Source organism: Streptomyces sp. NPDC014656 (genome assembly GCF_043084305.1).
Lineage (GTDB): Bacteria > Actinomycetota > Actinomycetes > Streptomycetales > Streptomycetaceae > Streptomyces.
The window spans coordinates 73,512-94,970 of sequence record NZ_JBIBZN010000014.1 but is presented as its reverse complement, the minus strand read 5'-3'; the positions used below and the strand labels follow the sequence as shown (position 1 = coordinate 94,970).

Below are 21,459 nucleotides of genomic sequence, written 5' to 3'. Positions count from 1 at the left end.
GGGCAGGTCCGGGCAGGGTCGGGTGGGGTCGGGCGGTTCCAGGCAGGTCCGGCCGGGTCCGGGCAAGGTCGAGCGGGTCTGAGCGGGTCTGAGCGTGCCCGTGTGGGTCCGGGTGGGTCCGGCCGGGTCCGGGCCGGGGCCCGGCGCGCCCGGCCGTCCTGAGACCATCGAAGGAGGCGGGACGCGGGTGACGCGGGCCGACGAGTGAGGGCGCGGGACGACGCGGGACGGCGCCGGACGGCGAGGGACGACGTGAGGCACGGAGAGGGCGCGGGCATGCAGGAGGAGGCGCGGGAGTCCACGGTGGGGCGGGCGCTGGGGGAGGCGCTGCACAGCCGCGACGACCGCTCCCTCGACACGGCGGCCTCGCTGCTCGCCGCCGACCCGGGGGCCGACGCCGGTCTCGCGCGGCGCGGCGAGGAGCTCGTACGGACCCTGTGGGAGCACGGCTGGCAGCCCGCGGACCTCGCGCGCACCGTCCGCCGCGAGCTGGCCGAGGAGCACCTGCGGCTGCTCGGCGGGCTCGTGCGGGCCGAGACGGCCCGGTACGCGACGCTGCCCCGGCGCTGGCGGGACCAGATCGACGGACTGGAGGACGGGGCGGGCGCCGGACCCGCCGACCGCTTCTCGTACGCGACGGCCGTCCTGGAGCTGTACCGGCTGCTGGTCCGGCTGCCCCGGCTCGACGCGGTGGGGCCCGTACCCGGCGAGACGCTGCCGCCGGCCGCCGCCGGGGAGCCGCGGATGCTCACCCGGATCCGCGCGCTGCTCGCCAAGGCGGAGGCCACCGGCTATCCGGAGGAGGCCGAGGCGCTGACCGCGAAGGCGCAGGAGCTGATGGCCCGCCACAGCCTCGACGAGGCGGGGCTCGCGGCCGGTGCGCCGTCGCCGCAGACGCCGGGCGCGATCCGGATCGGCGTGGAGCCGCCCTACGAGCAGGCGAAGGCGATCCTGCTCGACGCGGTGGCGGGCGCGAACCACTGCCGGGCGGTGTGGAACGAGGCGTACGGCTTCTCGACGGTGGTCGGCTTCGAGGCGGACCTCGACCCGGTCGAGCTGCTGTACACCTCGCTCCTCGTCCAGGGCACGGCCGCGATGACGCGGGCGGAGGCGGAGCAGCGCAAGGGCGGACGCAAGCGCACCAAGTCCTTCCGGCAGTCCTTCCTCCTCGCGTACGCGAACCGGCTCGGCGCCCGTCTGGAGGCGACCTCCCGCCGGGTCGCCGCCGAGGCCCCGACCCTCCTCCCGGTCCTCGCCTCCCGCGAGGTCGCGGTGACGGCCCGCACGGACGAGCTCTTCCCGGAGACGAGGGCGACCCGCGTCCGGGCGATGTGGGACGAGGACGGCTGGAACCACGGTGCCAGCGCCGCCGAGTCCGCCACCCTCGCCCCCGGCCGGACCCGCCTGGACCGCCACGCCCGGGGCTAGGACCCGTCCGACCGTTCCCGCCGGGCCCGGCCCGCCCGGCCGCACGCCGATCGCACACCGATCGCACGCACAGGACGACCTGACCCGGCCCGGCCCGGCCCGGCCCGATCCGATCCGACGCCAACGGTCAGACGGACCCTAGGGTCGCGAGGTGAAATGTCCGGTTGGGGCGGGTCGGTCGCTACGCTCGGATCATGAGCTGGCTCCGGGCGCTGAGGGAGACCGCCCGCTCCGGTCTCACCGTCGAGCGGCGGCGGCTCGCGCCCGTCATCGCGGCCCGCGGCGCCCTCGGGCTCGCGCTCGTCATCGGCTTCTCGCTCGCCCTCTTCGGGCCTGCCGTCGCCGCGTCCTCCGCGTTCGGCGCCTTCCAGGCGGCCATCGCCACCTTCCAGCGCTCCTGGCGGCCCCGGCCCACCCTCGCGCTCGCCTCCGGCGGCAGCCTCGCCGTCTCCACCTTCCTCGGCTACCTGACCGGGGCGCACACGGTCCTCTTCCTCGCGCTGCTGCTCCTGTGGACCTTCCTCTCCGGGCTCGTCTGGGCGGCCGGGCCCACGGCCGGCATCATCGCCTCCTCCAACGTGGCGATCATGCTGGTCACGATCACCCTGCCCACCTCCGTCGCGACCGCCGCCGGGCACGCCGCCATGATCTTCGCGGGCGGGGTGGTCCAGGCCGTGCTGGTGGTGGTGCTGCCGGTCCGGCCCTGGGGCGCCCAGCGCGACGCCCTCGCGGACGCGCTCGCCGCGGAGGCCGACTACGCCCGCCGGCTGCGCCACGACCCGGTCGCGCCCTTCGACCCGGTCCCGCTCATGACCGCCCGCAGCGCCGCCGCCGTCACCCCCCGGCAGGCCCGCCGCCGGCCCGCCGAACTCCACGGGCCCCGGCGGCTCGCCGAGCGGATCCGGCCCGTCCTCGCCTCGCTCGCGGACCCCGCCGTCGGCGCCCCCGCCGAGGGCCCGCAGCGCGACCGGGTCCGCGAGCTGCTCGCCGCGGCCGGGGAGATCCTCGACGCCGCCGCGCGCGCCATCCGGCACGGCGAACCGGTCCGGCTGCCGCCGGCCGCGGTCGCCGCCCTGCGCACCCCCGACACCGGCTCGATCCTCACTGACCGCTCCCACCGCGCCGCCCTGCGCCTGGCCGCCCTCCTCGGCGACGTCGTCGAGACGGCGGAGCCCCGCACGGAGACGGGCGCGGGGGCGGGCGCGAAGGCGGGGGCGGGAAAGGGGTCGAGGGCGGGGGCGGAGCCAGACCCTGAGACGGGTACGGACCCGGACGCGAAGGCGCTGCCCGAGCCACCGGGGCCGCCCGAACCACCGCAGCAGCCCCAGCCGCCCCAGCAGCCCGAGCCACTCCAGTCGCCAGAGCCGCCCCAGCCCCCCGCAATCCCCCAGCCCCCCGTCATCCCCGAGATCCCCGAGCCCCCCACCCCCCGTGCCCGCCCCACCCTCCTCCGGCTCGCGCCGCTCGTCCTCGCGGCGATGCGGGCCGAGGTGCGGCCGGGGTCGGCGATCCTGCGGCACGCGATCCGGGTCTCCGCGGTCACCGCCGCCGGCTATCTGCTCGGTCTGGTGCTGCCGTTCGGGCACGGGTACTGGGCGCCGATGGCCTCCGTGATGGTGATGCGGCCGGACTTCTCGCAGACGTACTCCCGCTCGGTGGCCCGCTTCGGTGGCACGCTCGTCGGCGTCGGGCTCGCCAGCGCGGTCGTGCAGACGGCGCACCCGGGGACGTACCTCTCCGCCGGTCTCGCCGTCCTCTGCGCCTTCGGCATGTACCTGCTGATGAGGACGGGGTACGCGGTCAGCCAGGTCTGCGTCGCCGCGTACGTCGTCTTCCTCCTCGGCATGGAGGGGTCCGGCGTGACCCAGACCGTACGGGACCGGGTCCTGCTCACCCTCCTCGGCGGCCTCCTCGCGATGCTCTCCTACGCCGTCTACCCCGCCTGGGAGACGCCCCGGCTGCGGGGCGGGCTCGCCGACTGGCTCGCCGCGTCCGGGCGGTACGCGGCGGCCGTCGCCGCCCGGTACGCCGCCCCCGCGGGGCCCGGCAGCCCGGACGTCCGCGAGGCCCTGCTCTCCGCCCGCGCCGCGCGCGTGGCCTGGCACGACGCGCTGGGCCGGGCCACCCACGAGCCGGTGCGGCACCGGGGGCTCTCGCACGCGGCGGCCGAGGGCGCGGGGCACGCGCTCGCCGAGTTCGGGCGGGCCGCCATGCTCCTGGAGGCCCACCTCCCCGAACGCGGCGCGCCGCCCCTGCCCGCCGCCGCCGGCCTCGCCGAGGCGCTGCGCGAGGCGACCGAACGGGGCGCGAAGGCGGTCCGCGAGCGCGGGGAACCCACCTGGGACGACCTCCGCGAGACCGTCGCCGCCTGGGACACGGAGGTCACCGACCCGCTGCTGCGGAAGGCCGCGTGGCTGCTCCTGGACGCCCTGGACGAGCTGTCGGCGGCGCTCGCCGACGCCTGAGCGGGAAAAACTTCCGCCGGGGTGTCATCCGGGGCCGGTACGGCCGGAGTTGAGAAGGGTGGAAGACCGATCGACCGCCGACGGTCCGACCGCCCGCGGCCCCACCGCCGACCGCCGACCACCGACCACCGACCACCCACCGGCCACCGCCCACCGACCGTCCGGCCGTCCGGAACCTGGAGCCGTCCCATGAAGAAGTACCTGCTCGCCGCAGGCGCCGCAGTGACCTCCGCCGTGGCCGCCGCCGCCCTCGCCGCCCCGGCCACCGCCGCACCCGCCGCCCCTCCCGCGCCCGCCTCCTCCTCCGTATCCACCACTGTCTCCACCGCCACCCCCGTCTCTGCCACCCCCGTCTCCATCACCCCGGTCTCCGCCACCGCCCCCGCTTCCACCCCCGCCCCGCTCTCCGCCGTCCGGACGGTCCGCCAGGGCCAGCGCGTCGACGCCGGCGGCGGCTACACCCTCTGGCTCACCCGTGAGGGCAAGCACTGGACGGGCCCGGACGGCTTCGAGCAGTTCCGCAGCGTCGTCGACGGCAACCTCGACCTGACCCGGCCCGCCCTCAGCCACCAGGGCGAGGGCACCTTCCACTCCGGGATCTACGGCGGCCCGGACGCGCCCGGACGGGTCGACGTCACCGACGCCGAGGGGCGGGTCACCCGCGCGACCCTGCTCCAGCTGCCGGGCCGCCCGGGCTGGGGCGTCTGGTACGCGCACACCGCTCCGTCCGACCGTGACGTCTCCGTCGCCTTCCACGCCCGTGACGGGCGGCTCCTCGTCGAGCTGCCCGCCACGGACTTCTGACGGGCCGTCCACCATGCTCGGCGGGGCCCGGCACGGGGCGGGCCCCGCCGTACCACCTCCCGATCGCGAGGTCCGCCACCGTGACGCACGCAGCAGAACCAGAGACGGACGCCGGCTTCGCCGCGTTCGCCACCGCCGCCTGGCCCCGGCTCGTCCGCACGGCCCAGCTGCTCACCGGTGACTTCCACGAGGCCGAGGACCTGGTGCAGACGACCCTCGCCAAGGTGTACGGCCGCTGGCGGCGGATCCCGCCCGAGGGCGTCGACCTCTACGTGCGCCGCGCCCTCGTCAACAACAACCTCAGCCGCCTGCGCCGCCGCCGGGTCGCCCACCTGCTCGTCCCCGTGCTGCCGGAACCCGCCCGGCACCGGGACGCCGGGCACGCCGAGCACGTCGAGGAACGGGCCGTGCTCCTGGAGGCGTTAGCCGATCTGAGCGCCCGCCAGCGCACCGTGATGGTCCTGCGGTACTGGGACGACCTGACCGAGCAGGAGATCGCCGAGGTCCTCCAGTGCTCGATCGGCACGGTGAAGACCCACGCCCGGCGCGGTCTCGCCGCGCTGCGCGCCCACCCCCGGCTCGCCTCCGGCCCCGCGCCGCTGACCGCTCCTCCGCCGCCGCTGTCCGGCCCGCCCCTCCGCACCCCCTACGGAGCCCGCCCATGACCTCCGCACCCGATGCCGGGCCCGACCCCGCCGGCGCGTGGGACGACCTGCTGCGCGCCGAGTTCGCCCGCGCCGCCCACGACGTGACCCCGGGGCCCGCGCCCGTCGAGGCGGTCGTCCGGGCCGGCCGGGCGCGCCGCCGGCGCCGTACCGTCGCCCTCTCCGTCCTCGCCGTCCTCGGCGTCTCGGTCGCCGTGGCCGCCGGTACGGCCCTGGGCCGCGACCCGCACCCCGCCGCCGGCCTCGCAGCCCCGCCGGTCCGGCCCGCCACCAGCGCCTTCGCCCCGACCGCGGGCCCACCCCCGCAGGCCGACCCCCGGACCCCTTCCTCCCCTTCTTCCTCCCCCTTTTCCTCCTCTTCCTCCCCTTCTTCCTCCTCGCTTTCCTCCGGGCGGCAGATCCCCACCCCCGTGCGGACCGTCACCGCGGGGGAGCGGGTGGCGGCCGCCCCCGGGTGGACGGTGTGGCTCACGGCCCAGGGCAAGCACTGGGAGGGCGGCGAGGACGGGCTCGAACAGTTCCGCGGCGTCACCGACGGCAACATCGACCCGGCCCGGCCCGGCATCAGCTACCAGGGCGAGGGCGGCTTCCACTCCGGCCTCTACTACGGGACCCGGGACGTGGGCCGGGTCGAGCTCGTGGACACCGGCGGCCGGACCACCGCCGTCGCCGCCCTCCTCGAACTGCCGGGCCGCCCCGGCTGGGGCGTCTGGTACGCGGTGACGCGCGACGGTGCCGCCGCGGGCTTCCGTCTGTACGACCGCGCGGGCCGCCTCCTGTCCGAGCTGCCACCCCTTTGACCTGCGGAGACGCCCTCGCGCAGAGGCGCCTAGATCATATTGGCAATGGGATTCATTTTCGTTTACCCTCGGCCGCATGGCACGCAACGAGACACGTCCGGTCATCAAGCTCCGGTCCACCGCCGGGACCGGCTTCACCTACGTCACCCGCAAGAACCGCCGCAACGACCCCGACCGGCTCACCCTCCGCAAGTTCGACCCGGTCGCCGGCCGGCACGTCGACTTCCGAGAAGAGCGCTGAGCCACGCCGGGCCCACGCCCGGGGAACCCCCGCCCCCGCACTTCCGTCCCTTCGGATGGGAAGATCGCGGGGGCGCTCCCGTGTCGCCGGGCACCCTTCGCACGCTGCGTCGCGTAGCGGCTACGCCACGCCTCGTGCACGTGCATCTGCTCATGCATCGGCATATGAACGCAGCTATGATCCGGGGAAGTTGACATACGAACCAAGCAACTCGGGGAGCTACCAGTGCATCACGCGCACCACGCGTACAACGGCATGGCGGCCACGGAGCTGCGCGGTGTCGTCTGGCAGAAGAGCAGGCACAGCAACTCCCAGGGCTCGTGCGTCGAGTTCGCCAAACTCCCCGGGGGAAACGTTGCCATGCGCAACTCCCGCCACCCGGACGGTCCGGCGCTCGTCTACACGCCGGCCGAGATCGAGGCGCTCCTGCTGGGGGTCAAGGACGGGGAGTTCGACCACCTCGTCTGAGGCCACCCGCGTACCGGGACCGACCTCCGGCCCGGATCCCGGCCCCAGCCCGGACTCGACCCCGCCCACACCCAGCCCCGGAAGCAGAAGCGGAAACGCAAGCGGAAGAGGGGAGGGGCCCCGGCGGTCGCCCGCCGAGCCCCCTCCCCTCTTCTCTCTCTGTGCTCAGGAACCGGCTACTCCTCCGGGCCCACCCGGAACAGCGCCCACACCACCTTGCCCTGCAGGGTCCCGGCGAGCGGGTGCCAGCCCCAGCTGTCGCTGAACGACTCCACCAGGAACAGGCCCCGGCCTGACTCGGCCGAGAAGTCCTCCTCGCCGCCGCGCGCCTCCGGGCTCTGCCGGCTGGGGTCGCGCACCGCGCACACCAGGCGGGAGGCCCAGCGCATCAGGTGCAGCCGCACCGGCGGGCCCTGGGGATCGTCCGGCGAGCCCTCGGGGACGGCGTGCCGCAGCGCGTTGGTGACGAGTTCGGAGACCACGAGGGCCACGTCGTCGAAGCGGTCGCCGAGGTCCCAGCTGTCCAGCGTGGCGCTGGTGAACTTCCGGGCCCCGCGCACGGCTTCGTACCGGGCGGGCAGGGCGCAGGAGGCGGAGGTGGAGACGGCGCCGGGATCGATCGGCGGGAGACCCTGCCTTAAAGGCTCGAGCACGGTCGATCCATTCGTCCCCATGCGAGGCACTCCCGGGAATCGCGGCGGTGGTGCGACAACGGTGCGAAACGGTGCAACAACACGACGACGCGACACGAGACGCGGCTGCGCGGGGTCCATGGTTCCGAATGCGCCCACGGGATGCAAGGGCAGATGCACGTGCACGCGGCCGCCGGGTGCCGGACCTGTCCGAGCCTGTGGTGAATCTGTGGAAATCTTCTTGACGCGGACGTGTCCACTCCCGTCCGGATCTCACCCCTGCGCATCCCCTTCCGTAACCAGATGTGTACGCGCTGAAGCGTTTGGTGGCAGAATCCGGGGCTCGACGGGGGCTCGTCACCGTGAAGGGAAGGCTGGAGCCGTGACCGCAGGCGAAATGAACGGAGCGGGCGGGAGCGTCGTCCGGCGCATTCTCCTGGGCTCCCAGCTGAGGCGCCTGCGCGAGTCGAGGGGCATCACCCGCGAGGCCGCCGGCTACTCGATCCGCGCCTCCGAATCCAAGATCAGCCGCATGGAGTTGGGAAGGGTGAGCTTCAAGGCCAGGGACATAGAGGATCTGCTCACTCTCTACGGAGTCACCGAGGAGACCGAGCGCGGCGCGCTCCTGGGTCTCGCCCGCGAGGCCAACCTCGCCGGCTGGTGGCACAGCTTCGGCGACGTCCTGCCGGGCTGGTTCCAGACGTACATCGGCCTCGAAGCCGCCGCCTCCCTCATCCGCGTCTACGAAGTGCAGTTCGTGCACGGCCTGTTGCAGACGGAGGAGTACGCCCACGCGGTCGTCTCCCGGGGCATGCCCGGCGCCTCGCGGGCCGAGATCGACCGCCGCGTCGCGCTGCGCCTCGAACGGCAGAAGGTCCTCGTCTCCGAGCGCGCCCCGCACTTCCACGCCATCCTCGACGAGGCCGCGCTCCGCCGTCCGTACGGCGACCGGGCCGTCATGCGCGGGCAGTTGAAGCACCTCATCGAGGTCTCCGAGCACCCCGGGGTCACCCTCCAGGTGATGCCCTTCAGCTTCGGCGGCCACGCCGGCGAGAGCGGCTCCTTCACCATGCTCAGCTTCCCCGAGTCCGACCTCTCCGACGTCGTCTACCTGGAACAGCTCACCGGCGCGCTCTACCTCGACAAGCGCGAGGAGGTCGGCCAGTACGCCGCCGTGATGGAGAAGCTGGCGAAGGACAGTCCGGATCCGGCCGAAAGCCGTGATCTTCTCCGGGGCCTCCTCCAACTCTCCTGAGACATCAGTACGATGACGGCGCATCAGTAGCCCCGGCGACCGGCGCCCGCACGCGCCCGGGCGACCGGCAGCCGGCAGAGGGGTTCTTTCGTCCATGTCGCACTTCACCGACCTGGCCCACCAGTTCATCGACGGCGAGTGGAAGCCGGGCAGCGGCTCCTGGGACATCATCGACTTCAACCCGTACACCGGGGAGAAGCTCGCCTCGATCACCGTGGCGACCGCCGAGGAGGTGGACCGCGCCTACCGGGCCGCCGAGCGCGCGCAGACCGCCTGGGCCGAGACCAACCCCTACACCCGGCGGCTGGTCTTCGAGCGCGCCCTGCGCATCGTCGAGGACCGCGAGGCCGAGATAGCCGAGACGATCGTCGCCGAGCTCGGCGGCACCCGCCTCAAGGCCGCCTTCGAGCTGCACCTCGCCAAGGAGTTCCTGCGCGAGGCGGTCCACCTGGCGCTGCGCCCCGAGGGCAGCATCCTGCCGTCCCCGGTCGACGGCAAGGAGAACCGGGTCTACCGCCTCCCGGTCGGCGTCGTCGGCGTCATCTCCCCCTTCAACTTCCCCTTCCTCCTCTCCATCAAGTCGGTCGCCCCCGCCCTCGCGCTCGGCAACGCGGTCGTCCTCAAGCCGCACCAGAACACCCCGATCTGCGGCGGCACCCTGGTCGCGAGCATCCTGGAGGAGGCGGGCCTGCCCGCCGGCCTGCTCAACGTCGTCGTCACCGACATCGCCGAGATCGGCGACGCGCTGCTGACCCACCCGGTCCCGAAGGTCATCTCCTTCACCGGATCCGACAAGGTCGGCCGCCACGTCGCCACCGTCTGCGCCCAGAACTTCAAGCACGCCGTCCTCGAACTCGGCGGCAACAGCGCCCTGATCGTCCTCGACGACGCCGACCTCGACTACGCGGTCGACGCGGCCGTCTTCAGCCGCTTCGTCCACCAGGGCCAGGTCTGCATGGCCGCCAACCGCATCCTGGTCGACCGCCGCGTGGAGGCGGAGTTCACCGAGAAGTTCGTGGCCAAGGTGAAGACCCTGCGGGTCGGCGACCCGGCCGACCCCGCCACCCACATCGGCCCGCTCATCAACACCCAGCAGGCCGAGTCGGTCTCCGGAGCCGTCGAGCAGGCCGTGGCGGCCGGCGCCACCGCGCTGCTGCGCGGCACGGTCGAGGGCAGCCTCGTCTCCCCGTCGGTGCTGACCGGCGTGCCCGCCGACGCCCCCGTCCTCTCCCAGGAGATCTTCGGCCCGGTGGCCCTGATCCTCCCCTTCGACGGCGAGGACGAGGCCGTGCGGATCGCCAACGACACCCCGTACGGGCTCAGCGGAGCCGTCCACACCGCCGACGTCGAGCGCGGCGTCCGGGTGGCGAAGCGGATCCACACCGGCATGATCCACATCAACGACGGCACCGTCCACGACGAGCCGATCGTGCCCTTCGGCGGCGAGAAGCACTCGGGTGTCGGGCGGCTCAACGGCGACGCCATGGTGGAGGCCTTCACCACCCAGAAGTGGATCTCGATCCAGCACGGACGCAGCCGGTTCCCCTTCTAGGACGAGATCTGTCCTAGTCCTTCCGTAACGTGGGCACTGCCCGAGAAACAGACGCACGGAAGGCGGACATCATGGTGGCTCTTGTTCCCGCGGAGGCCCACGGCGACGAGCGCGGCGCGTTCCTCAACTTCGTGGAGGCCCAGCGCGCCGCGCTCCGCCGCGCGCTCCTCGGCCTCACTGAGGAGCAGGCGGCGAGCCGCCCCAGCGCGAGCGAGCTCAGCCTCTCCGGCCTGGTCAAGCACGTGGCCGAGGTCGAGCTGAACTGGCTGCGGCTCGCGCAGGAGAAGCCCAACGAGCGGCAGCGGACCGAGGAGACCTGGGGCGAGGCGTTCCGGCTCGTCGACGGCGAGACGATCCCCGGGGTGCTGGGCTTCTGGGACGGGGTGGCGAAGGAGACCGAGGAGTTCGTCCGGTCGGTCCCGAGCCTGGACGACACCTTCCCGCTGCCGCCCGCGCCCTGGTTCCCCGCGGACGGGCGGGTGTCGGTCCGCTGGATGCTCCTGCACCTGGTGCAGGAGATGGGCCGGCACGCCGGGCACGCGGACGTGATCCGCGAGTCCCTGGACGGCAAGGGCTCCTTCGACCTGATCGCGGAGGAGAGCGGTCGTACCGCCGGCTCCTGACCCGCCTACCCTGGTCGGAATCGACCAGAGAGGTACGTGGGGATGTCGGCGATCCGCCTTCTCGTCCTGGGCGCGGTGAAGCAGCACGGCCGCGCCCACGGCTACCAGGTGCGCAACGACCTGGAGTACTGGGGCGCGCACGAGTGGTCCCACGCCAAGCCCGGCTCGATCTACCACGCGCTCAAGCAGATGGCGAAGCAGGGACTGCTGCACGCCGACGAGATCGCGCCGAGCACGGCGGGCGGCCCGCCCCGGGTCGAGTACGAGATCACCGAGGCGGGCCGGGCGGAGCACCTCCGGCTGCTGCGGGAGGCGCTGTCCACCTACGACCAGCAGATGGACGTCCTGTCGGCGGCGGTCGGCTTCGTCGTCGACCTGCCCCGGGCGGAGGTCGTGGAGCTGCTGCGGGAGCGGTTGCGGGGGCTGGACGCCTGGCGGACCTCGGTGACGGAGTACTACACGCCGGAGGGCGGTCCGGCGCAGCTCGGGCACATCGGCGAGATCATGCGCCTCTGGGTGCATTCGGCGGACGCCGGCCGGGAGTGGACGCTCGGGCTGATCGAGCGGATCGAGGGCGGGGCGTACACCTTCGCGGGAGAGGGCGAGCCTTTTGTCGGCGTCCTCACGGAGGGACGGGAGAACCCGTACGCGACGGGTGACGGCGGCCCGGGCGGGGACCGTGACGGCGAGCCGGGCGGGACCGGCGGAGCGTAGGCGTCCACCGGCGCGACCCCCTGGAGGACGTGCGCGAACGGCACGGCTGAACGGCGCGGGGCGAACGGTATGCGGCGAGCAGTACGGCTGAACGGCGCGGCGGCGGGCGGGCGGTGACGCGGCCCGGCGAGCGGCTGGAAGAAGTCGCCGCCGGGTGGGAACCCGAAGGCGGTGAGCGGTGTAACAGAAGCAGACGGTTCACCGCGAACCGCCCGACGGACAGGGGGAAGTCCGATGCGCGTACCCGCTTCCCGGGCGCCGGCTCCGCTCCGCGCGCTCGTGGCACTGCTGCTCGCCTGGCTGCTCGCCGCCTGCACGGGAGGGCCGGGCCCCGCCCCGGCCGGCCGCCCGGAGTCGGGCGGCGGGAGCGAACGGCCGGGTGGCCGAGGGGGCGAACGGCCGGACGCCAGTGGGCCGTTCGGCGATCCGCCGCGGATCGCCGACGGGGAGGGGCTGCCCGGCCGGGTGGCCGACCTCGGCCTCGCCGCCGACGGAAGCGGCTTCGCGCTGCTCGCCGAGTGCGTCGGCGACCCGGCCCGGCCGGCGAACGGCTTCTGCCGGCAGCGGATGGCGGTGCTCGACCGGGGCGCCGCCCGCTGGGAGCTGCGCGCCTCCCCGCTGCCCGAACTGCGCGGCACGGAAGGGGTGTCGGCGGTCCTTTCGGTGCTCGGGACGGGACGGGCGCTGATCGATGACGGGCGCGGCGAGCGGGGCTGGTTCACCGCCGACGGCGGGCGGAGCTGGCGGGAGACCGGCCCCCGCACGGCCGGCCGGACCCCGGGCATACCGGAGGGCGCGCTGCTCACCGCCGAGTGCGCCACGGACCCGGGGGCGCCGGCGGAGCTGTGCGGCCGGGAGGTGCTGGCGGCCGTCTCGCCGCGCGACGGGCGGCGGCGGACGCTGGTGCGGCAGCCGCTCCTCGGGGCGCATCCACGGCCGATGGCGGTGGCGGAGCCCGACGGGTCGTGGTGGGTGTCCGGGGAGGACCCGCCGACCGGCGGCCCGGCGGTCGCGGTCTCCCGGGACGCGGGCCGCAGCTGGACCGTGAGCCGGCTGCCGGGCCCGGCCGGCGGCCCCGTCCGGGCCGTCCGGGTCGTGGTGGGGCCGGACGCGGTGTACGCGGCGGAGCTGGGCGAACCGGCGGGCGGCGAGCCCGTGAAGAACCCGCTGCGGGCGCTCCACCGCTCCCGGGACGGCGGCCGGACCTGGCAGCGGACGTGGACCCCGGGCGCGGAGCGGGAGCCGCGCTCGCTGGAGGGGCTGCCGGTGCCGGGGCCCGGCGGCCGGGTGGAGATCGCCGCCCAGTGGTCCGGCTACCGCAGCCTGGACGGCGGCCGGAGCTTCCGCGAGCTGGACGACGGCGCCGCGTACGTCCGCCGGACCCCGGCCGGCCTCCTCCGGGAGGGCTCGCGGTGCCGGTACCAGCTGACGCGGGACGGCGTCCGCTGGACGGAGTTCCTCCTGGCCTGCGGGGGCGCCGCCGGCACGGACTAGTGGTGGAAGGAGGTCGCCGCGTCCTTGTCGTGGGTGAAGGGGCGGGGCTGGGCGCGGAGTTCGGGAAGCAGGCGGTGCAGGTCCTCGACGAGCAGGCTCGCGAGGTCGGCGGAGAAGCCGTTGCGGCAGACGATCCGCAGCACGGACAGGTCCTCGCGGTGCGCGGGGAAGGTGTAGGCGGGGACCAGCCAGCCGCGCTCGCGGAGCCGGCGGGAGACGTCGAAGACGTCGAAGCTGGTGACGTCGGGGGCGGTGGTGAAGGCGAAGACGGGCAGTTGGTCGCCGCGGGTGAGGAGGCGGAAGTCGCCCATGGCCTCGATGCGTTCGGCGAGGCCCCGGGCGACGTCCCGGCTGGTCTGCTGGACGGCCCGGTAGCCGTCCCTGCCCAGCCGCAGGAAGGTGTAGTACTGGGCGACGACCTGGGCGCCGGGGCGGGAGAAGTTGAGGGCGAAGGTCGGCATGTCGCCGCCGAGGTAGTTGACCCGGAAGACCAGCTCCTCGGGGAGTTCCTCGGCGCCGCGCCACAGCGCCCAGCCGACGCCCGGGTAGACCAGTCCGTACTTGTGGCCGGAGGTGTTGATCGAGGAGACGCGGGGGAGGCGGAAGTCCCACACCAGGTCCTCGTCGAGGAAGGGGGCGACCATGGCGCCGGAGGCGCCGTCGACGTGGACGGGCACGTCGAGGCCGGTGCGGGCCTGGAGCTCGTCGAGGGCGGCGCAGATCTCGGCGACGGGTTCGTAGGAGCCGTCGAAGGTGGAGCCGAGGACGGCGACGACCCCGATGGTGTTCTCGTCGCACAGGGCGGCGGCGGAGGCGGCGTCGAGGTGGAAGCGGTCGCCCTCCATGGGGACCAGGCGGGGTTCGACCTCCCAGAAGGTGCAGAACTTCTCCCAGCAGACCTGCACGTTGACGCCCATCACCAGGTTGGGGCGGGCGGTGGCCGGATAGCGGTCGGAGTTCCGCTTGGCCCAGCGGCGCTTGAGGGCCATGCCGGCGAGCATGCAGGCCTCGCTGGAGCCGGTGGTGGAGCAGCCGACGGCCGCGTTCGGGTCGGGGGCGTGCCAGAGGTCGGCGAGCATGGCGACGCAGCGGCGTTCGAGTTCGGCGGTGCGCGGGTACTCGTCCTTGTCGATCATGTTCTTGTCGCGGCACTCGGCCATGAGGACACCGGCCTGGGGCTCCATCCAGGTGGTGACGAAGGTGGCGAGGTTGAGCCGGGAGTTCCCGTCCAGCATCAGCTCGTCGTGGACCAGCTGGTAGGCGCTGGACGGCGGCAGCGGACCGTCGGGCATCCGGTGGTGGGGCGGGGCCTGGGTCATCCCGCCGATGGGGTCGGCCGCGCCGTAGAAGGGGTTGAGGGCGAGCCGGCGGAAGGGCTCGCTGTCGGTGTCGTCGGATCCCTTGTGGAGGGGGGCCATTGGAAGCTCCTTCTGTGGCTGACGAAGGCGGATGACGGCGGATGACGGCGGATCACAGCGGATGAAGGCGGGTGGCGGCGGGCGGGGGGCTGGGGGCGGGCGGTCGGTTCAGCGCAGGGCGCGGCCCTGGTGGTCGAGTTCGAGCTGCGGGCGGCCGGTGACGACCAGCCAGGCGGGCAGGGTCGCCAGGCAGAGGAGGGAGATCATGGCGGGGGAGGCGGCGAGGACGGCGGCGATGAAGAGGCTCACCCAGCCCTGCCGGGTGGTGGCGAGGAGGACGCCGAGGACCGCGGAGGAGACGGCGACCGCCGGGTGGATCTCCGGTACGAGGGCCTGGGCGACGAGCCCGAGGGCCGCGCCGATGAAGACCGCCGGGAAGACCCGGCCGCCGCGGAAGCCGCAGGCGGCGGCGACCAGCAGCGCGGCGAGCTTCACGACGGCCAGCCTGGCCAGCTCGCCGGAGGAGTACACCCCGATGGACTCGACGAGCTCCTCCGTCTCGTGGAGGCCCTTGAAGAGGGTCAGGTGGCCGCCCAGGGCGCCCAGCAGGCCCAGGATCAGACCGCCTGCGGGCAGCATTACCATCGGGTGCCGCAGCCGGCCGAAGGCCCGGTGGAGCAGGGGGAAGGCCCAGCAGCCCAGCAGGCCGAAGAGGGCGCCCAGGGTGGCGACGACGAGGGCGGCGAGAAGGTCCGCCCAGCCGGGGTCGTCCAGCACCGGGAGGCCCATGGCGAAGCTGGGTGACGAGAAGAGCTGGGTGGTCATCGCGCCGGCGCCGGCCGCGACGAGCGGCGCGAAGAGCCGGTCCCAGAGCGAGCCCTGTCCGGGACGGCCGGCGAGCGCCTCGGAGAGGACGAGGGCGGCGGCGACGGGCGTGCCGAAGAGGGCGCCGAAGGTGCCGGCGGTGGCGAGGGAGACCCAGAAGGCGCCGGGCACGTTCGGCAGGGCCCGCAGCCCCAGCCAGGCCGCCAGGGCGATCGCGGAGGCGATCGTCGGCTGTTCGGGGCCGAGGCTGACGCCGCCCGCCAGGGCGAGGGTGCTGGCGAGGAGGAGCCCCGGCACCACACCGGGCGCCAGCGGCGGCCCGCCGAGCCCCTCGGAGGCCGGGTCGGGTCCGGCGTGCCCGGGCACCTTCCAGATCACCAGCCCGACGGCGATGCCGGTGGCCGTCAGGACCGTGATCATCCACAGGGAGGAGTAGCGGCCGATGTCGAGGGCGTCGGGCACGGTCTCCCAGAGCACCGACTGGAGCTCCTCGGCGAGCCTGCTGACGCCGAGGAACAACAGGGCCGATCCGACGCCCACCACGAGGGCGGGCAGCACCTGTGGCAGCAGGATGCGTACCGGGGCTTCGGCGGGGGCGGTCGCGTCATGATCGGTGGCCACCGGCCCACCATAAGTGAGCAAATGCCGCACAACACCTCGAAATCCCGGAAGGCCGGGCTTGCACCTCACGTGACGTCAGGACCGAGGCTGACGGCGTACCGACAGAGAAAGGGCGGACGGCCGCATGGGCTACTCCGTGGGACAGGTCGCCGGCTTCGCCGGGGTCACGGTGCGCACCCTGCACCACTACGACGCGATCGGACTGCTCCGCCCGGGTGGGCGCAGCACGGCGGGCCACCGCCGCTACGACGACGCGGACCTCGACCGGCTCCAGCAGATCCTGTTCTACCGGGAGCTCGGCTTCCCCCTCGAAGAGGTCGCCGTCCTCCTCGACGACCCGCACGCCGACCCGCAGGAGCACCTGCGGCGGCAGCACGCCCTGCTGACCGCGCGGATCGACGGGCTCCGGAGGATGGCGGCGGCCGTCGAGCACGCCATGGAGGCGAAGAAGATGGGCATCAACCTCACTCCCGAGGAGAAGTTCGAGGTCTTCGGGGACAAGGACCCCGAGCGGTACGCGGAGGAGTCCGCGCGCCGCTGGGACGGCACCGACTCGCACGCCCGGGCCCAGGCCCGTGCCGCCGCCTACACCAAGGAGGACTGGCAGCGCATGAAGGACGAGGTGGACGCCTGGGGCGCCGCCTACGCGGACCTGATGGACCGCGGCGTGGACCCGGAGACGCCGGAGGCGATGGACCTCGCCGAGGCCCACCGCCGCCACCTCGCCACCTGGTTCTTCGACTGCCCCCCGGCGGCCCACGTCCGGATCGCCGAGACGTATCTGGCCGACGAGAACTTCCACGCCTTCTACGCCTCGATCCACGAGGGCCTGCCGGAACACCTCGCCGCCGCCGTCCGGGCGAACGCCCGGCGGGCAGGGACCCGGCCCCGATAGGCCCGGGCGGGACCCCGGTAGCGGCCGGGCGGGACCCCGGCAGGGCCCGGGCAGAGCTCTGGCAGGGCCCCGGTAGCGCCCGGGTCCGGGCCAGGCAGGGCCCCGGTGGGGCTCAGCCGCAGGCCCGGCAGGGCTCAGCTGCCGGCCCGCCTGAGCCCCGGTACCGGCCCGCCTGAGCCCCGGTACCGGCCCGCCTGAGCCCCGGCACCGGCCCGGCAGGGCCCCGCAGGGCTCAAGCGCGCGGCGCGATGACCACCGCCGTCCCGTAGGCACACACCTCGGTGCCCACGTCCGCGGCCTCCGTCACGTCGAAGCGGAACATCAGCACGGCGTTCGCGCCGCGTGCCCTGGCCTGCTCCACCAGCCGCTCCATCGCCTGGTTCCGGGTCTCCACCAGCGTCTTCGTCAGCCCCTTCAGCTCGCCGCCGATCATCGACTTCAGACCGGCGCCGATCTGGCTGCCCAGGTGACGCGAGCGGACCGTCAGCCCGAAGACCTCGCCGATCACCTGCCGTACCTCGTAGCCGGGGACGTCGTTCGTCGTCACCACCAGCACCTCGGGGTGCGGTCCCTGACCGCCTCCGTACTCCTCGATGCCCATCGGCACTCACCTCCTGGTCACCCAGGGTCGCCGGAAGGAGTCCGCTCTGCATCCCGTGGCACTCGGATGGAACCGGGACCCGCCTCCCCACGTTGATAGCTTGGGGCGCGCCGTCGGCATGTCCCCCTCCCGACATGCCCCCACACCGACCGCAGGAGCCCGGAACCGTGAACACGCTTGCCCTCGGACCGAGCTGGCTGGATCCGGACTACCTGATCCAGACCTTCGGCCTGATCGGTGTCCTCACCATCGTCTTCGCCGAGTCCGGCCTGCTCATCGGGTTCTTCCTCCCCGGTGACTCGCTGCTCTTCACGACCGGCCTCCTCGTCACCACCGGCAAGCTCGACTCGCCGCTGTGGCTGGTCTGCACGCTGGTGGTCGCCGCCGCGATCATCGGCGACCAGGTGGGCTACCTCTTCGGACGGAAGGTCGGCCCCGCGCTCTTCCGGCGCCCCGACTCCAAGCTGTTCAAGCAGGAGAACGTCGAGAAGGCCCACGAGTTCTTCGAGAAGCACGGCCCGAAGTCCCTCATCCTGGCCCGCTTCGTCCCGATCATCCGCACCTTCACGCCGATCATCGCCGGCGTCAGCAAGATGAACTACCGCTCGTTCATCACCTTCAACATCATCGGCGGCGTCCTCTGGGGCGCCGGCGTGACCCTGCTCGGCGCCTCCCTCGGCAAGGTCGACTTCGTGCACGAGCACATCGAGATGATCCTCGTCGGCATCGTCCTCATCTCGGTCGTCCCGATCGTGATCGAGTACCTCCGGGCCCGTTCCCAGTCGAAGAAGGCCGCCGCCGAGCGCGCGTCCTCCGCCGACCCGGCGGCCCCCGCCGCCCCCGCCGACCAGGGCGAGCGGCCCGGCCAGGACGGCGACGCCGGTTACGGCGGCCACCCGGGCCAGAGCGGCTACGGCAACCAGGGCGGCTACGCCCAGCAGGGCGGCACCACCGGCCAGGACGGCTACGGCGCTCAGGGCGGTCACCCCGGCCAGGGCGGCGGCTACGCCGGTCAGACCGGGTACGGCGACCAGGGCGGCTACGCCGGCCAGGGCGGCTACGCCGGCCAGGCCGGGTACGGCGGCCGGCACGACCACGCCGGCTACGACAACCAGGGCGGCTACGCCGAGCAGGGTGGCTACGGCAACCAGGGCGGTTATGCCGAGCAGGGTGGCTACGCCGGTCAGGGCGGGTATGGCAACCAGGGTGGCTACGCCGAGCAGGGTGGCTACGGCAACCAGGGCGGCTACACCGAGCAGGGCGGCTACACCGAGCAGGGTGGCTACGGAAACCAGAGCGGCTACGCCGGTCAGGGCGGGTACGGCGGCGGCCAGGCGGGGTACGGCGCGCAGCCCGGGCAGGGTCAGCCCGGATACGGCGCGCAGCCCGGCCAGGGCGGCTACGGCGAGCAGGGCGGCTACGGCCAGAACCCGCCGCCGCACGGTGGAGACGGCCGGCCCGCCCAGCGCTAGCCCCACGACAGAGCCCCGCTCCCGGCCCTCCCGGCCGGGAGCGGGGCTTCTTCGTGACACGGACCGAGTCACCGGCCCTGGCGTCGACCGTGTCACCGGCCTTGGCGCGGGCCCCGACCCGACCTGGCAACGGCCCTGACGCCACCCGGAGCGCCCGCCCTGACGCCCCGCCCGGAGCACCCGCCCCGGCGCCGCCCATGGCGCCGCCCGGCCGGCTCAGAAGCCCCGGGTCCGCTTCGCCGCGCTGCGGGCGGAGCCGGCACCGGGGGCCCGCATGAAGAGGCGGGCCAGCTCGCCTCCCAGGTTCACCCCGATCGCGATCGCCAGCGCCAGCGCCGCCGCCTTCGCCAGCGAGGTGAAACCCTGGTCCAGATTGTTCTGGGCGATCGCCAGCACCCCGAAGTACGTCGCCGAACCGGGCAGCAGCGGCCCGATCGCCGCCGTCACGTACGGCAGCGACGACGTGTGGTGGTACCGGGCCATCAGCTGCCCGAAGAGGCCCACCAGACCGGCCGCCACCGCCGTCGCCATCACCGCCGACCCGCCCCCGGTCACCGCGATCGAGGCGTACACCACCCAGGCCACCCCGCCGTTGAGCGTCGCGAAGAGCACCGTCCCCCGCGACTGCTGCAGCAGGATGGCGAAGGTCGCGCACAGCACCATCGACGACACGATCTGCGTCACCGGCCGCTCGACCGGGCTCAGCACGCCCTCCGGGTTGAGCTGCGCGTCGAACTGCACCGCCACGTACAGCACCGACAGCACGCCCACCACGATCGCCACGAAGAAGTACGCGACCTCCAGGAGCCGCGCCGAGGCCGTGATGTAGAAACCGGTCAGACCGTCCTGCACCGCCGCCACCAGCGCCCGTCCCGGGATCAGCGCGAACAGGCCACCCGTGATCACCGCCGAGGGCCGCAGGTCCGCGTGGAGCAGCGTCAGCAGCACCCCCATCGCGGCCGGCGGCATCGCCGCCACCAGGAACTGGTAGAACTCCGGCAGCCCGCGCCCCGCGCACAGCCACGCCAGCCGGTCGCCCAGCACCGCGCCCAGCGCCGCCACGAAGAAGACCCACGCCCCGCCGCCCAGCAGCGTCGAGGCCGCGCCCGCGAGCACGCCCGCCGCCGCCGTCAGCACCCAGCCGGGGTACGGGTGCCGGTTGCGCCGGATCTCCGCCAGCCGCCGGTAGGCCTCCTCCGGCGACACCTCGTGCGCGGGCGCGTTGATGTCCGCGAGCAGCTGGTAGACCGCCGCCAGCCGGGTGTAGTCGGTGCCCCGGCGCCGCACCGTCCGGTTCGCCGTCACCGGGTCGTCCACCAGCGACGGCTGGTACGTGATCGACAGCAGCGTGAAGGTCACCGTCGGCTCGCACCGGTCGAGACCGTACGACCGGCAGATCGCGAACATCGCCGCCTCGACGTCCTCCGCGCCCTCCCCGCCCGCCAGCAGCAGCTCCCCGATGCGGAGCGTCAGGTCGAGCACGCGCGGCACCGAGGGCCCCGTCTCGTCCTTCGCCGCCCGCTCCGGTACCGGCCGGTCACCCACCGGCAGCCGCAGCATCGTCCGCATCCGGTCCTGCCAGGGAGCGTTGTGCGGCAGCCGCGCCAGGGGGACCCCGTACGCCGGGGTGAAGGCGGGCGGCGAGTCCTTCGCCGAGTACGTCGACGGGGTGGCGAAGGCCGAGCCCTCCGGCTCCGGCGGCGGCTCGGGCGCGAGCCCCTCCGGCACCACGAACGCCGAGCCCTCCGGTTCCGCCGGCGGCGGCTCCGGCACCAGCCCCTCCGGCAGCGCGAACTCCGAGGTCGCCTCGTCCGACAGGGGCTTCCGGTCCTCCGGAGCCTCCTCGGGGCCCGCCGGCTCCGCCACCACTCTCTCTCCGCTCACACCCGGGGAATCTTGAATTCCAGTATGGGCGTCAGACGGACGTGCGAAACGCGGATGCGCGAAAGGCGGCACACCCCGAAGGGTGCACCGCCTCCCACGAAACCGGCGGACCGGGGCGTCAGTGAGCGCCCTGCTCCTTGGCGCGCGCGATCGACTTCTCGATCTCCGCCTCGGCCTCCTCGCGGCCGACCCAGTCCGCGCCCTCGACCGACTTGCCCGGCTCCAGGTCCTTGTAGACCTCGAAGAAGTGCTGGATCTCCAGGCGGTCGAACTCCGGCACGTGGTGGATGTCGCGCAGGTGCTCCATGCGCGGGTCCGTCGCCGGCACACACAGCAGCTTGTCGTCGCCGCCGGCCTCGTCCGTCATGCGGAACATGCCGATGGCGCGGCACTTGATGAGGCAGCCCGGGAAGGTGGGCTCGTCGAGGATGACCAGCGCGTCCAGCGGGTCGCCGTCCTCGCCCAGCGTGTTCTCCACGTAGCCGTAGTCGGTCGGGTAGGCCGTCGACGTGAAGAGGCGACGGTCCAGACGGATGCGACCGGTCTCGTGGTCGACCTCGTACTTGTTACGCGATCCCTTGGGGATCTCGATGAGAACGTCGAACTCCACGGGTGGCTCCTCCTGAATCAACACAAGTGAATGCTCGCGACGACGCGCGGTG

At 73.9% G+C, this 21,459-nt stretch carries 20 protein-coding genes; 14 read left to right on the top strand and 6 right to left on the bottom strand.

The annotated features are described in order from the left end of the window. Positions 1–276: 276 nt before the first annotated feature. The 7 genes from ACF1ED_RS27990 to ACF1ED_RS27960 all read left to right on the top strand — a co-directional run bounded on the left by ACF1ED_RS27990 (position 277) and on the right by ACF1ED_RS27960 (position 6,871). Positions 277–1,428, top strand: coding sequence for a DUF2786 domain-containing protein (locus tag ACF1ED_RS27990; protein WP_391765256.1), 1,152 nt, complete (start codon positions 277–279; stop codon positions 1,426–1,428). A gap of 194 nt (positions 1,429–1,622) precedes the next feature. Further along, a complete protein-coding gene (locus tag ACF1ED_RS27985; RefSeq protein ID WP_391765046.1) occupies positions 1,623–3,893 on the top strand; it encodes an FUSC family protein in 2,271 nt (756 codons plus the stop codon). A gap of 189 nt (positions 3,894–4,082) precedes the next feature. Continuing rightward, the gene (locus ACF1ED_RS27980; protein ID WP_391765044.1) at positions 4,083–4,697 is read left to right on the top strand and encodes a hypothetical protein; all 615 of its coding nucleotides are present in this window, start codon (positions 4,083–4,085) and stop codon (positions 4,695–4,697) included. A gap of 80 nt (positions 4,698–4,777) precedes the next feature. Continuing rightward, positions 4,778–5,362 (top strand): SigE family RNA polymerase sigma factor, encoded by a 585-nt coding sequence (locus tag ACF1ED_RS27975; protein WP_391765042.1) that lies wholly within the window; start codon positions 4,778–4,780, stop codon positions 5,360–5,362. Continuing rightward, positions 5,359–6,162, top strand: coding sequence for a hypothetical protein (locus tag ACF1ED_RS27970; RefSeq protein ID WP_391765040.1), 804 nt, complete (start codon positions 5,359–5,361; stop codon positions 6,160–6,162). The genes ACF1ED_RS27975 and ACF1ED_RS27970 overlap by 4 nt, the downstream gene beginning before the upstream one ends. Positions 6,163–6,238: 76 nt before the next feature. Continuing rightward, positions 6,239–6,403: a 50S ribosomal protein L33 gene (rpmG, locus tag ACF1ED_RS27965; protein ID WP_391765038.1), complete on the top strand. Its 165-nt coding sequence runs from the start codon at positions 6,239–6,241 to the stop codon at positions 6,401–6,403. Positions 6,404–6,658: 255 nt separating this feature from the next. Continuing rightward, complete coding sequence (locus ACF1ED_RS27960; RefSeq protein ID WP_043226629.1) at positions 6,659–6,871, top strand: DUF397 domain-containing protein; 213 nt, start codon at positions 6,659–6,661, stop codon at positions 6,869–6,871. Positions 6,872–7,047: 176 nt separating this feature from the next. Here the strand turns inward: ACF1ED_RS27960 and ACF1ED_RS27955 are convergent, their stop codons facing one another. Beyond that, positions 7,048–7,545, bottom strand: a complete 498-nt coding sequence (locus tag ACF1ED_RS27955; protein ID WP_391765036.1) for an ATP-binding protein — start codon at positions 7,543–7,545, stop codon at positions 7,048–7,050. Between the two features lie 340 nt (positions 7,546–7,885). On the opposite strand from ACF1ED_RS27955, the gene ACF1ED_RS27950 reads away from it, so the two are divergent. From ACF1ED_RS27950 to ACF1ED_RS27930, 5 genes are all read left to right on the top strand, one after another. Next, on the top strand, positions 7,886–8,758 hold the full coding sequence (locus tag ACF1ED_RS27950) for a helix-turn-helix domain-containing protein (protein ID WP_391765034.1): 873 nt from the start codon (positions 7,886–7,888) through the stop codon (positions 8,756–8,758). 94 nt (positions 8,759–8,852) lie between these two features. After that, positions 8,853–10,310, top strand: coding sequence for an aldehyde dehydrogenase family protein (locus tag ACF1ED_RS27945; protein WP_391765032.1), 1,458 nt, complete (start codon positions 8,853–8,855; stop codon positions 10,308–10,310). A gap of 71 nt (positions 10,311–10,381) precedes the next feature. Then, positions 10,382–10,933, top strand: coding sequence for a DinB family protein (locus ACF1ED_RS27940; protein WP_391765030.1), 552 nt, complete (start codon positions 10,382–10,384; stop codon positions 10,931–10,933). Between the two features lie 42 nt (positions 10,934–10,975). Next, complete coding sequence (locus tag ACF1ED_RS27935; protein WP_391765028.1) at positions 10,976–11,647, top strand: PadR family transcriptional regulator; 672 nt, start codon at positions 10,976–10,978, stop codon at positions 11,645–11,647. A gap of 234 nt (positions 11,648–11,881) precedes the next feature. Next, entirely contained in the window at positions 11,882–13,141 is a 1,260-nt protein-coding gene (locus ACF1ED_RS27930; RefSeq protein ID WP_391765026.1) for a WD40/YVTN/BNR-like repeat-containing protein, read from the top strand. Here ACF1ED_RS27930 and ACF1ED_RS27925 read toward each other — a convergent pair. Together ACF1ED_RS27925 and ACF1ED_RS27920 are read right to left on the bottom strand one after the other, a co-directional pair. After that, complete coding sequence (locus tag ACF1ED_RS27925; RefSeq protein WP_391765024.1) at positions 13,138–14,559, bottom strand: glutamate decarboxylase; 1,422 nt, start codon at positions 14,557–14,559, stop codon at positions 13,138–13,140. The genes ACF1ED_RS27930 and ACF1ED_RS27925 overlap by 4 nt on opposite strands. A 108-nt stretch (positions 14,560–14,667) precedes the next feature. After that, entirely contained in the window at positions 14,668–15,945 is a 1,278-nt protein-coding gene (locus ACF1ED_RS27920; protein WP_391765022.1) for an ion channel protein, read from the bottom strand. 124 nt (positions 15,946–16,069) lie between these two features. Here ACF1ED_RS27920 and ACF1ED_RS27915 point away from each other — a divergent pair, with 124 nt between their 5' ends. After that, positions 16,070–16,840, top strand: a complete 771-nt coding sequence (locus tag ACF1ED_RS27915) for a MerR family transcriptional regulator (RefSeq protein WP_391765020.1) — start codon at positions 16,070–16,072, stop codon at positions 16,838–16,840. Between the two features lie 232 nt (positions 16,841–17,072). Here the strand turns inward: ACF1ED_RS27915 and ACF1ED_RS27910 are convergent, their stop codons facing one another. Next, complete coding sequence (locus ACF1ED_RS27910; protein ID WP_043226554.1) at positions 17,073–17,441, bottom strand: YbjQ family protein; 369 nt, start codon at positions 17,439–17,441, stop codon at positions 17,073–17,075. A gap of 167 nt (positions 17,442–17,608) precedes the next feature. Between ACF1ED_RS27910 and ACF1ED_RS27905 the strand changes: the two genes are divergently transcribed. After that, positions 17,609–18,913 (top strand): DedA family protein, encoded by a 1,305-nt coding sequence (locus ACF1ED_RS27905; RefSeq protein ID WP_391765018.1) that lies wholly within the window; start codon positions 17,609–17,611, stop codon positions 18,911–18,913. A gap of 216 nt (positions 18,914–19,129) precedes the next feature. Here ACF1ED_RS27905 and ACF1ED_RS27900 read toward each other — a convergent pair whose 3' ends face one another. Then, positions 19,130–20,782: a threonine/serine exporter ThrE family protein gene (locus tag ACF1ED_RS27900; RefSeq protein WP_391765254.1), complete on the bottom strand. Its 1,653-nt coding sequence runs from the start codon at positions 20,780–20,782 to the stop codon at positions 19,130–19,132. Positions 20,783–20,915: 133 nt separating this feature from the next. Beyond that, positions 20,916–21,407 carry an inorganic diphosphatase gene (locus tag ACF1ED_RS27895; protein ID WP_043226556.1) on the bottom strand — a complete coding sequence of 164 codons (492 nt, stop codon included), beginning with the start codon at positions 21,405–21,407 and terminating at the stop codon, positions 20,916–20,918. Positions 21,408–21,459 lie beyond the last annotated feature (52 nt).

Coding starts and splice junctions, on each gene's coding strand:
- ACF1ED_RS27970 (WP_391765040.1), top strand. CDS start 5,359: ATGACCTCCGCACCCGATGCCGGGCCCGACCCCGCCGGCGCGTGGGAC.
- ACF1ED_RS27910 (WP_043226554.1), bottom strand. CDS start 17,441: ATGGGCATCGAGGAGTACGGAGGCGGTCAGGGACCGCACCCCGAGGTG.
- ACF1ED_RS27925 (WP_391765024.1), bottom strand. CDS start 14,559: ATGGCCCCCCTCCACAAGGGATCCGACGACACCGACAGCGAGCCCTTC.
- ACF1ED_RS27940 (WP_391765030.1), top strand. CDS start 10,382: ATGGTGGCTCTTGTTCCCGCGGAGGCCCACGGCGACGAGCGCGGCGCG.
- ACF1ED_RS27990 (WP_391765256.1), top strand. CDS start 277: ATGCAGGAGGAGGCGCGGGAGTCCACGGTGGGGCGGGCGCTGGGGGAG.
- rpmG (WP_391765038.1), top strand. CDS start 6,239: ATGGCACGCAACGAGACACGTCCGGTCATCAAGCTCCGGTCCACCGCC.
- ACF1ED_RS27955 (WP_391765036.1), bottom strand. CDS start 7,545: ATGGGGACGAATGGATCGACCGTGCTCGAGCCTTTAAGGCAGGGTCTC.
- ACF1ED_RS27935 (WP_391765028.1), top strand. CDS start 10,976: ATGTCGGCGATCCGCCTTCTCGTCCTGGGCGCGGTGAAGCAGCACGGC.
- ACF1ED_RS27960 (WP_043226629.1), top strand. CDS start 6,659: ATGGCGGCCACGGAGCTGCGCGGTGTCGTCTGGCAGAAGAGCAGGCAC.
- ACF1ED_RS27930 (WP_391765026.1), top strand. CDS start 11,882: ATGCGCGTACCCGCTTCCCGGGCGCCGGCTCCGCTCCGCGCGCTCGTG.
- ACF1ED_RS27915 (WP_391765020.1), top strand. CDS start 16,070: ATGGGCTACTCCGTGGGACAGGTCGCCGGCTTCGCCGGGGTCACGGTG.
- ACF1ED_RS27980 (WP_391765044.1), top strand. CDS start 4,083: ATGAAGAAGTACCTGCTCGCCGCAGGCGCCGCAGTGACCTCCGCCGTG.
- ACF1ED_RS27945 (WP_391765032.1), top strand. CDS start 8,853: ATGTCGCACTTCACCGACCTGGCCCACCAGTTCATCGACGGCGAGTGG.
- ACF1ED_RS27985 (WP_391765046.1), top strand. CDS start 1,623: ATGAGCTGGCTCCGGGCGCTGAGGGAGACCGCCCGCTCCGGTCTCACC.